Origin of the sequence: Microbacterium sp. LB12 (genome assembly GCF_037150835.1) — a bacterium.
Lineage (GTDB): Bacteria > Actinomycetota > Actinomycetes > Actinomycetales > Microbacteriaceae > Microbacterium.
Genome location: NZ_JBBCPF010000001.1, coordinates 453,560 through 463,661, shown reverse-complemented (window position 1 = coordinate 463,661; position 10,102 = coordinate 453,560). Strand labels below are relative to the sequence as shown.

13 protein-coding genes are annotated in these 10,102 nt (G+C 68.7%); 5 read left to right on the top strand and 8 right to left on the bottom strand.

Going from position 1 to position 10,102, the window contains the following annotated elements; all coding sequences use genetic code 11:
- The 4 genes from WFM69_RS02260 to WFM69_RS02245 all read right to left on the bottom strand — a co-directional run bounded on the left by WFM69_RS02260 (nt 1) and on the right by WFM69_RS02245 (nt 4,644).
- Entirely contained in the window at nt 1-1,338 is a 1,338-nt protein-coding gene (locus WFM69_RS02260) for a dihydrolipoamide acetyltransferase family protein (RefSeq protein WP_337001225.1), read from the bottom strand.
- A gap of 28 nt (nt 1,339-1,366) precedes the next feature.
- On the bottom strand, nt 1,367-2,332 hold the full coding sequence (locus WFM69_RS02255) for an alpha-ketoacid dehydrogenase subunit beta (protein WP_337002086.1): 966 nt from the start codon (nt 2,330-2,332) through the stop codon (nt 1,367-1,369).
- Between the two features lie 11 nt (nt 2,333-2,343).
- Nucleotides 2,344-3,471, bottom strand: a complete 1,128-nt coding sequence (locus WFM69_RS02250) for a thiamine pyrophosphate-dependent dehydrogenase E1 component subunit alpha (RefSeq protein WP_337001223.1) — start codon at nt 3,469-3,471, stop codon at nt 2,344-2,346.
- 105 nt (nt 3,472-3,576) lie between these two features.
- Nucleotides 3,577-4,644 carry a histidinol-phosphate transaminase gene (locus WFM69_RS02245; protein WP_337001221.1) on the bottom strand — a complete coding sequence of 356 codons (1,068 nt, stop codon included), beginning with the start codon at nt 4,642-4,644 and terminating at the stop codon, nt 3,577-3,579.
- Between the two features lie 85 nt (nt 4,645-4,729).
- Between WFM69_RS02245 and WFM69_RS02240 the strand changes: the two genes are divergently transcribed.
- Genes WFM69_RS02240 through WFM69_RS02230 form a run of 3 tightly spaced genes read left to right on the top strand, consistent with a single transcriptional unit; the run spans nt 4,730 to nt 5,772 of the window.
- On the top strand, nt 4,730-4,936 hold the full coding sequence (locus WFM69_RS02240) for a ribbon-helix-helix protein, CopG family (protein WP_337001219.1): 207 nt from the start codon (nt 4,730-4,732) through the stop codon (nt 4,934-4,936).
- On the top strand, nt 4,933-5,316 hold the full coding sequence (locus tag WFM69_RS02235) for a type II toxin-antitoxin system death-on-curing family toxin (RefSeq protein WP_337001217.1): 384 nt from the start codon (nt 4,933-4,935) through the stop codon (nt 5,314-5,316). The genes WFM69_RS02240 and WFM69_RS02235 overlap by 4 nt, the downstream gene beginning before the upstream one ends.
- Nucleotides 5,317-5,367: 51 nt before the next feature.
- Nucleotides 5,368-5,772, top strand: a complete 405-nt coding sequence (locus WFM69_RS02230) for a phage holin family protein (RefSeq protein WP_337001215.1) — start codon at nt 5,368-5,370, stop codon at nt 5,770-5,772.
- A 3-nt stretch (nt 5,773-5,775) separates the two neighbouring features.
- On the opposite strand, the gene vapC is transcribed toward WFM69_RS02230, so the two are convergent.
- The 4 genes from vapC to WFM69_RS02210 are packed head-to-tail and all read right to left on the bottom strand — an operon-like array spanning nt 5,776 to nt 8,010.
- The gene (vapC, locus tag WFM69_RS02225) at nt 5,776-6,177 is read right to left on the bottom strand and encodes a type II toxin-antitoxin system VapC family toxin (RefSeq protein ID WP_337001213.1); all 402 of its coding nucleotides are present in this window, start codon (nt 6,175-6,177) and stop codon (nt 5,776-5,778) included.
- A complete protein-coding gene (locus WFM69_RS02220) occupies nt 6,174-6,392 on the bottom strand; it encodes a type II toxin-antitoxin system VapB family antitoxin (RefSeq protein ID WP_337001212.1) in 219 nt (72 codons plus the stop codon). Before WFM69_RS02220 ends, vapC begins: the two co-directional genes overlap by 4 nt.
- Before the next feature lie 44 nt (nt 6,393-6,436).
- Nucleotides 6,437-7,753, bottom strand: a complete 1,317-nt coding sequence (locus WFM69_RS02215) for a hypothetical protein (RefSeq protein ID WP_337001210.1) — start codon at nt 7,751-7,753, stop codon at nt 6,437-6,439.
- A complete protein-coding gene (locus WFM69_RS02210) occupies nt 7,750-8,010 on the bottom strand; it encodes a hypothetical protein (RefSeq protein WP_337001208.1) in 261 nt (86 codons plus the stop codon). The genes WFM69_RS02215 and WFM69_RS02210 overlap by 4 nt, the downstream gene beginning before the upstream one ends.
- Before the next feature lie 177 nt (nt 8,011-8,187).
- Between WFM69_RS02210 and WFM69_RS02205 the strand changes: the two genes are divergently transcribed.
- Nucleotides 8,188-8,664, top strand: a complete 477-nt coding sequence (locus tag WFM69_RS02205; RefSeq protein WP_442928357.1) for a low molecular weight protein-tyrosine-phosphatase — start codon at nt 8,188-8,190, stop codon at nt 8,662-8,664.
- A complete protein-coding gene (gene purB, locus WFM69_RS02200) occupies nt 8,661-10,043 on the top strand; it encodes an adenylosuccinate lyase (RefSeq protein ID WP_337002081.1) in 1,383 nt (460 codons plus the stop codon). Before WFM69_RS02205 ends, purB begins: the two co-directional genes overlap by 4 nt.
- Nucleotides 10,044-10,102 lie beyond the last annotated feature (59 nt).

Genomic DNA, 10,102 nt, shown 5'->3' with positions numbered 1-10,102 from the left:
TCAGTCGACCAGCAGTGCCGGCTCCTCGAGCACGGAGGCGACGTCAGCGATGAAGCGGCTCATACCATCGCCGTCGATCACCCGGTGGTCGAAGGATCCGGCGACCGTGGTCACCCAGCGCGGACGCACCTCGCCGTCGACCACCCACGGCTTCTGACTGATGGTGCCCATCGCCACGATGCCGGCCTCGCCGGGGTTGATGATCGGGGTGCCGGCGTCCATCCCGAACACGCCGATGTTGGTGATCGTGATGGTGCCGCCCTGCTGATCGGCCGGCGGGGTCTTGCCCTCGCGCGCGGTGAGGGTGAGCCGGTTCAGGGCGCGGGCGAGGTCCTTCATGCTGAGGTCCTGCGCGTCCTTGATGTTCGGCACGAGCAGGCCACGCGGGGTGGCCGCGGCGATGCCGAGGTTCACGTAGTGGCGCACGGCGATCTCGGCGCCGGCATCCGTGTCGATCCATGCCGCGTTCACCATCGGCGTGCGACGCACGGCCCAGATCACGGCACGCGCCATGATCAGCAGCGGTGAGACCTTGATGTCGGCGTAGTCCGGCGAGGCCTTGAGCCGCTTCACGAGCTCCATCGTGCGAGTGGCGTCGATCTCCTTCCACACCGTCACGTGCGGGGCCGAATACGCGCTCTGCACCATCGCCGACGAAGTCGCCTTGCGCACGCCCTTGACCGGGATCGACTCGGTACGGTCCTCGCCCGCCGCCGATGGACGGGTCGCGGTCACGCCGCGGGCGAGTCCCGCCGGCGCAGTCTGCGGAGCCGGCACGGTCTCCTCGCGCACGGCACCCCACTCCGGGGTCTCGATGTTGCGGAACACACTCGCCTGCGATGCGTGCTTCATGACGTCGTCCCGAGTGACCTCGCCGTCGGCACCGGTCGCGGCGACCGTCGTGAGGTCGACACCCAGGTCGCGGGCGAGCTTGCGGATCGGCGGCTTCGCGATGACGCCCACCGACGACCGCACCGGGCGCTCGGCCGGACGCTTGCGTCGCGAGGTCGCGCCCCCGCCCGTGCCGTAGCCGACCAGCACCGAACCGCCGCCCTCCTCGGTCTTGGGGGCTGCGGGCGCCGGAGCAGCCGCGGCCGCCTCGGTCACGAACGAGATGATCGGCGTGCCGACCTCGACCGTGGCGCCCTCCTCGACCAGCAGCTCGCCCACCACACCGGCGTGCGGCGACGGCAGCTCGACCAGCGACTTCGCCGTCTCGATCTCGCAGACGACATCGTTGATCGCGACCGTGTCGCCGGGCGCGACCTTCCACGCCACGATCTCGGCCTCGGTCAGGCCTTCCCCGACGTCCGGGAGGTTGAAGTTCTGCGTGCTCATGGTTGATCCTCTCGCGGGCCGCGCGGTATCAGTAGGCCAGGGAACGGTCGACGGCCTCGAGGATGCGGTCGGCATCCGGGAGGTATGTGCCTTCGAGCTTCGCCGGCGGGAATGGGGTGTCGTAGCCGGAGACGCGCAGCACCGGGGCCTCGAGCGCATAGAACGCGCGCTCCATGACGGTCGCCGCGATCTCGCCCCCGATGCTGCCGAAGCCCTGCGCCTCCTGCGCGTAGACCATGCGACCGGTCTTGCGCACCGAGTCGAGGATGGGCTCGTAGTCGACCGGGGAGATCGACCGCACGTCCACGACCTCGCAGCTCGTGCCCTCGGCCTCGGCGAGCGCTGCCGCCTGCAGCAGGGTGGTGACCATCGCGCCGTGGCCGACGAGCGTCACATCGCTGCCGGTGCGGACGACGCGCGAGGAGTGCAGCGGCACGGCGGAGGCGTCGAGCTCGACTTCGCCCTTCTGCCAGTAGCGGCTCTTCGGCTCCATGAAGATCACGGGGTCGTTCGACGCGATCGCCTCCTGGATCATCCAGTACGCGTCGTTGGGCGTCGACGGCGAGACCACACGCAGGCCGGGGGTGTGCGCGAAGTACGCCTCCGGGCTCTCCTGGTGGTGCTCGACCGCGCCGATGTGCCCGCCGTAGGGGATCCGGATCACGATCGGCATGCTGATCGCACCCTCATGCCGGTTGGTGAGCTTCGCGAGCTGCGTGGTGATCTGATCGAACGCCGGGAACACGAATCCGTCGAACTGGATCTCGATGACGGGCCGGAACCCGGCCATCGCCATGCCGATCGCGGTGCCGACGATCCCCGACTCGGCGAGCGGGGTGTCCAGCACCCGGCGGTCGCCGAAGTCGCGCTGCAGGTGCTCCGTCACGCGGAAGACGCCACCGAGCTTGCCGATGTCCTCACCCATGAGGAGCACCTTCGGGTCGTTCTCCATCGCCTTGCGCATCCCCGCGTTCAGCGCCTTGCTGAGCGGCATCGTCTCGAGAGTCACTGGGCTCCTCCTTCGAACGACGCCTCGTACTGCGCGCGCCAGGCCTTCTGCTGGTCGATCAGCGGATGCGGCTCGCTGTACACGTGGTCGAACATCTTGTCGGGACTGGGCGGCCCGAGCTCGACCGTGCGCGCCCGCAGATCCTCGGCCGCATCCGCCGCCTCGGCCTCCACGTCGGCGAACAGCTGCGCCGACGCTCCGCGGTTCTCGAGGAACGCGCGCATCCGCGCGATCGGGTCGCGGTCGGCCCAGTACTGCTCCTCGTCGCTGCCCCGGTACTTCGTGGGGTCGTCGCTGGTGGTGTGAGCGCCGAGTCGGTAGGTGACGGCTTCGATCGCCTGCGGCCCGTTGCCGCCGCGCGCTTCGTCCAGCGCGACCCGGGAGACCGCGTAGCTGGCGAGCACGTCATTGCCGTCGACCCGGACGCTCGGGATGCCGTAGCCGGCGCTGCGCTGCACGAGCGGCACGCGCGACTGCGTGGTGACCGGCACCGAGATCGCCCAGTGGTTGTTCTGGAGGAAGAACACGGTCGGCGCCTGGTAGCTCGCGGCGAAGACCATCGCCTCGTGCACGTCGCCCTGGCTGGATGCGCCGTCGCCGTAGTAGACGATGACGGCCTCATCGCGGTCGGGGTCGCCGGTGCCGGTGCGTCCGTCGAAGGCGAGACCCATGCCATAGCCCGCGGCGTGCAGCACCTGCGATCCGAGCACCAGCGTGTACAGCCGGGTGTTGCCGTTCTTCGGATCGGTCGGATCCCAGCCGCCGTGCGAGACGCCGCGCATCAGCTTGATGATGTCGACCGGGTCGACGCCGCGGATGCGGGTGACCGCGTGCTCGCGGTACGAGGGGAAGATCGTGTCCTGCGCGCGGGCGGCCCGGCCCGAGCCGACCTGCGCCGCCTCCTGCCCGCGGCTCGGCGGCCACAGGGCCAGCTGCCCCTGCCGCTGCAGATTCGTGGCCTGGGTGTCGATCGCTCGGATCACGACCATGTCGCGGTAGAACTGCTCGAACTCGGCGTCGCTGATCGCCTCGATCAGCGGAAGATAGCGCTCGGCAGCCTCCGACGGAACGAACCGTCCGGCCTCGTCCAGAACGCGCACAAGGGGTGTCTCGGGGGTGGTCACGCTCTCACGCTACCGGCGGCCGCATGCCGGGTCACGCATACCTAGGACACCCTCGTAACTGCCCGGAAACCGGAGAAAACCGCGGGAAGCCGCGGATCGTGGGCCTCAGCGGACGGCGGCCGCGACCTCGAGCACGCGAGCGATCGAGTCCTCTTCGCCGACCGAGATGCGGATGCCGTCGCCGGAGAACGGCCGCACCACGAGGTCGCCGGCGACGAACGCGGCGGCCACCTCGTCGGTACGGGCGCCGGTGGGCAGCCACACGAAGTTCGCCTGCGAGTCCGGGACGTCCCAGCCCTGCGCACGCAGTCCATCGATGAGACGGGTCCGGCGCTCGACGATCACGGCGACGCGTTCGAGGAGCTCCTCCTCCGCATCGAGGCTCGCGATCGCGGCGTTCTCCGCGGCGGACGTGACCGAGAGCGGGATGCCCGTGGTGCGCGCGGCATCCAGCACCTTCTCGTGACCGATCGCGTAGCCCACGCGAAGACCCGCGAGACCGTAGGCCTTCGAGAAGGTGCGGAGCACGACGACGTTCGGGTGCTGCTCGAACACCCGCTCGGCCAAGCCGTCGACCGCGCCGTCAGCGGTGACGAACTCGGCGTACGCCTCGTCGAGGATGACGAGGACATCGTTCGGAACCCGGTCGATGAACGCAGCGAACTCGGCGCTCGTGATGATCGGCCCGGTCGGGTTGTTCGGCGTGCACAGGATGATCGCGCGAGTGCGGTCGTTCACGGCATCGGCCATCGCGTCGAGGTCGTGCCGGGAATCGGCGGTCAGGGGCACCTGCACCCCGGTCGCGCCCGCGACGAGCGGCAGACTCGGGTATGCCTCGAAGGAACGCCACGCGTAGACGACCTCGTCGCCCACGGATGCGGTCGCCAGGATCAGCTGGTGCAGGATCGAGACGCTGCCCGACGCCACGTGCACCTGGTCGGGGGCGACGCCGTAGCGGACGCCCAGTCGCTCGCGCAGCCGTGCGGCCGTGGCATCCGGGTACCGGTTGATCGGCGTCGTGCGCTGCAGCGCCTCGAGCACCGACGGCAGCGGATCGAACGGGTTCTCGTTGCTGGAGAGCTTGAACGCGTCCGGGCCGGCCTGCTTTCCCTGGCGATACGGCGCGAGTGCGGCGATGGCGGGGCGGATGCGGGGCAGGATCGGCTCGGTCACGAGGTCGAGTCTACGAGGGCACGAGCACCCGAGGAGGGCGCCGATGCCTTCTGCCCGTACGCAACCCTAGTGATACCATTCTGGTATGGCGATGACGGTGCGGCTTCCAGAGGAACTCGATGCACAGCTCGAGGCGATCGCGCGCGCGCGGCACACCTCGAAGCACGCAGTGATCATCGAGGCAGCCACGAGGTTCGCGAACGACACCACTCGATCAGCCTTGGTGGATTCGGCCGTCGACTTCGTGCTCGACAACGACAAGATCCTGCTCGAGCGCCTCGAAGACGCATGACTGAGTACCTCACTTTGCCCGACGGCCTCCAGATCGTCGAGCGGCTGGGTTTCCACGTCCGGGATGCCGGACTGCTCGCTTCCGCGCTCGCAAGGCCAGCGGCTTCACTCTTCGGAGAAGACGCGTACCCGTCGATCGACCGCAAGGCAGCAGCACTTCTCGAATCGCTCGCGCGCAACCATGCGCTGTTCGACGGGAACAAGCGGACGGCATGGACCGGATGCATCGCGTTCCTTTGGATCAACGGCTGGAAACACGACTTCTCGACAGACGACGCCTTCGAGCTCGTCGTCGGTGTCGCATCCGGCACGATCGACCTCGACGAATCAGAACGACGCATCCGCGTGAATCGGATTCCTGTCGACAACACCAGTCACTGACAGGTATGCCCCGCTGACATCCGCAGGCGTCCGTGCCACACTTGACGGACTATGCGCTTCATCATCCGCGTCGTCGTCAACGCCTTCGCCCTGTGGGTCGTCACCCTGATCCCGGTCCTGCAGGTCACGATCACGGCCTTCCCGCCCAACGAGACGCTGCAGCTCGTGCTGACGCTGCTCGCGGTGGCCGCGATCTTCGCGCTGGTCAACACGATCATCGGCACCGTGGTGAAGATCGTCGCGTTCCCGCTCTACATCATCACGTTCGGGCTGATCGGCTTCCTGATCAACGGCTTCCTGCTGTGGCTGACGGCGTGGATCACGAGCGGCTTCGGCTGGGGCCTCGCGGTGGGCGACTTCTGGTGGGGCGTGGTTGCCGCGCTCATCATCTCGGTGATCAACGGGCTCTTCGGCTTCATCCTGCGCCCGCAGAATCGCAGCTCCCGCCGCGACTGACGCTCACCCGACCGGTTCGAGGCGCAGCGGCGCGACCTCCGCAAGGAACGTGAAGTCCCGGTCCTGCTGCAGCAGCGGCACACCACGACGGATCGCGACCGCGGCGATCACGCAATCGATCATGCTGCGGATCGGATGCCCGTTGATCGCCGATGCCCGGTAGAGATCGGCCGCATCACGATAGTCGCCGACGGGGTCGATCGGGATCAACGGGAGACCGTCCACGAGCGCTTCGACGCGCCCCCGCTCCCGCGGCGCCACGGACCCCGCGAGCAGCTCCATGATCACGGGTTCAGTGATCGCGAGCTCGCCGCCCGCGGCGATGAGCTCCTCCAACCGCGCCGTACCGGCCCCGTCAGCGCCACGCAGGTAGGCGATCCACACCGACGAGTCGACCAGGATCACGCGTGGCCCAAGGACGCGGGCGGATCGTTGCGCATCGCATCGAGGTCGCCGCTCCAGCCGGAGCCCTTCAACCCGAGCAGGAACTCCTTCGTCAGCGGCACCCCCACCAGGCGTCGAAGCGCGAGATCGACGGCCTCCTTCTTCGTGGACAGGTCGTACCTGCGCATGACCTCTCGCACGAGGTCGTCGTCGATATCGATGTTCGTGCGCGCCATACACCGACCATACACCTCTGGTACACCTGAGAGCAGAGTCATCATCACGGCGTCCGTTCCGCGCGATACTCGGTGCGTTCGACCGCCACCGCATCGCCGAGCTCACCCCAATAGGCACGCAACGCCTCGGCGCGGGGATCGTGCGAGCCATCGATCATCTTCGCCGTCTCGGTGTAGACCTCGAGGTTGTGCGCCTTGACCACCAGGTCCTGCGGACCGTCATCCGGATCGCCCTCGCGCGTCGCGGCGAAACTGTCGGCAGACCCGGTTCCCTCGGGCGACCCGCCTGCAGCGAGACTGGAGACGACATCGTCCGTGTGCCAGAGCTCGATCAGCGTCTGGTCATCACGGAGCGTCGGCTCGGTGGGGCTTCCCACCGTGATCGTCGTCGCCACGTCGAACGGGCTCTCCATGGCGAGATGCGAAGCGATCATCCCGCCCTGCGAATAGCCGACCACGTCGACCCGTTCGCCGGGCTTCGCCCCCGCCGCCGAGAGCGCATCGAGGGTCGCCTGGTAGGACGCCGACCGCTGACCCCCGTACAGCTCGAGATTGGACTTCATGTCCCACGGCTCCGACGAACCGGTCCGACCCGGCATCCCGTCTCGCGTGCCGCCGACATAGGCGAGATATCGGGTCGCACCTCCCGGCATCGTGTACTTCTCCACCGCCACCTGCGCACTCCCGACGGGGAGCCGTCCGAGCACCGGGGCGAGACCCTTCGGTGCCCCTTTCGGCGTCGAAGCCTTCACGCGCGTCACAGTCACCGGATCGGCTCGCCCTTCCAGCGGCACCCCCGGGCGCAGCTTGCCGCGCCCCGAGAAGACACCGACCATCGCGCCGGTCAGGAACAGCGGCGGGAGCAGTCCGCCCGCGTCGTACTGGTCCCCCAGGCCCTGGAATCGGCGCAACATCCACGTGTACTCGAGCTGGTCAGCCATGCCACGGAGTCGATCGTCGCCGGCGAGCAGTTGATCGAGACGAGCCCGTACGACCGCCGCCTCCGCCTCGTCACCGCGGGAGAGCGCCTCCGCCCGCGCCCGCAGTTCGACCACCTCGAAGGCGTCGGCCATCAGCAGCGTGCCCGCGCACGCATCCTCGAGCTCGGCGTGCAGCGCACCCAGTCGCTCCCCGTTCCGCCGCAGCGCCCCGACGTCGAGCTGCGGGGCCGCACTCGGATCGACGGAGATGAGCGCCTGTGCGCGACGCACCGAGTCGTGCGCCTCCTCGTACTGCGCCGCCACCGCCCGCATCCGGGCGCCGACATCACGCAACTGCTCGGTATCGACGGCGATCGCGCCACCGTGGTTGATGTCGAGCCCATCCGCCGAGTCGGCACCGGCAGCGACGAGACCGCTCACTCCGCTCCTCCTCCGCCCAGCTCCCACTCGCGCACGGTGAGCTGGCCGACCTCGGCACCGGTCTCATCCCGCAGCCTGGTGAGCTGGCTGTGCAACGCGCGCAACCCGTCGGATTGCCAGTCCGCGCTGCTGACGAGGCCGACGAGGGCGGCTCCGGCATCTTCCAGCGTCGATATCGCGGTCTGGATCTCGCACGCGGCGAAACGGACCCAGAGCAGTTCGGTGGTCACGGCGCTGCCGTGCATCAAGGAGGACATACCCCCAGCCTCCGGGCGCCGCCCGGGCGCTCTCGACGCGAATCACACGACCAGTGGACAGCTGGGTACTCCCTCCCGCTGTGCAGGACGGACGAGGCCGGGCAGAATGGATCTGTGACGTCCCCGGATCCCTTTCGCGTGATCTTCGTCTGCACGGGGAACATCTGCCGCTCTCCCATGGCCGAAGTCGTGTTCCGCGACCTCGCGGAACGGCAGGGACTCGGTCCGCGCATCCTCTCGCGCAGCGCGGGCACCGGCGACTGGCATCTCGGCGAACGTGCCGACCACCGCACGATCGACTCGCTCGCTCGACGCGGGTACGACGGCTCCCAGCACCGCGCTCGTCAGTTCACCGCCGCGACCTTCGCGGACAACGATCTCGTCGTCGCACTCGACCGCACGCACGAGCGCATCCTCCGGGAGTGGGCACACGACGAGGACGAGGAGGGCAAGGTCACGCTCCTGCTCGCCTTCGACCCGAACGCCTCGACACACGACGTGCCCGACCCGTACTACGCGGGGCCCGAGATGTTCGATTCCGTGCTCGGTATGATTGAGGCGGCGACTCGGGGCCTGTTCCGCCAGCTCGAACCGGCTCTTCGCCTGCCCCGCCCGCCCCGAACCTTCGGGGCCTCATCAGGAGGACTCCCCTGACTTTCCAGCCCTCGCTCCCGCCCCAGCCCCTGAGCCCCCTCGATGGCCGTTACCGCGGCGCCGTCACCGGACTCGCCGACTTCCTCTCCGAGGCGGGCCTGAACCGGGCGCGCGTCGAGGTCGAGGTCGAGTGGCTGATCGCGCTCACCGATCGTTCGCTGTTCGAGACCTCCCCGCTGTCGGACGCCGCCAAGGAGCGCCTGCGCGCGCTCTACCGCGACTTCGGGCAGGACGAGATCGACTGGCTCGCCGAGAAGGAAGCCGTCACCCAGCACGATGTGAAGGCCATCGAGTACCTCGTGCGCGACCGCCTCGCCACGCTGGGACTCGACGGGATCGCCGAGCTCACGCACTTCGCGGCCACCAGCGAGGACATCAACTCCGCCTCCTACGCCCTCACCGTCAAGCGCGCGGTCGAAGAGGTCTGGCTCCCCGCTCTCGACACCGTGATCGCGAAACTGCGTGAACTCGCCGTCGAGCACGCCGACGCCGCGATGCTCTCCCGCACCCACGGACAGCCGGCCACGCCCTCGACCATGGGCAAGGAGCTCGCCGTCTTCGCCTGGCGGCTCGAGCGTGTGCGTGCGCAGATCGCCGCATCCGACTACCTGGCGAAGTTCTCCGGCGCGACCGGCACCTGGTCCGCCCACCTGGCAGCCGACCCCGACGCCGACTGGCCGACCATCGCCCGCGAGTACATCGAGGGCATGGGGCTCGGCTTCAACATCCTCACCACCCAGATCGAGTCGCACGACTGGCAGGTCGAGCTGTACGACCGCGTGCGTCACGCCGGCGGAATCCTGCACAACCTCGCCACCGACATCTGGACCTACATCTCGCTCGGCTACTTCGCCCAGATCCCCGTCGCCGGAGCGACCGGCTCGTCGACGATGCCGCACAAGATCAACCCGATCCGTTTCGAGAACGCCGAGGCCAATCTCGAGATCTCGGGCGCACTGCTCGCCTCGCTCGGCCAGACCCTCGTGACCAGCCGTCTGCAGCGCGACCTCACCGACTCCACCACGCAGCGCAACATCGGCGTGGCGTTCGGGCACTCGCTGCTCGCGCTCGACAACCTGCGCCGCGGCCTGAACGCGATCTCGCTGTCGCGCGACGTGCTGCTGGCCGACCTCGACGTGAACTGGGAGGTGCTCGCCGAGGCCATCCAGACCGTGATCCGCGCCGAGGTCGTCGCCGGCCGGTCCACGATCACCGACCCGTACGCCCTGCTCAAGGAGCTGACCCGCGGACACCGGGTGGGCGCGGCCGACCTGGCGGCCTTCGTCGAGGGCCTGGAGATCGGCGATGCGGCCAAGCAGCGTCTGCTCGCCCTGACCCCCGCGACCTACACCGGCATCGCCGAGAAGCTCGCGAAGTAGCCCGGTCTTCACGACCCGTTGTTCATAACTCAGGAGATCTGCGTCTCAGGCGACAACGC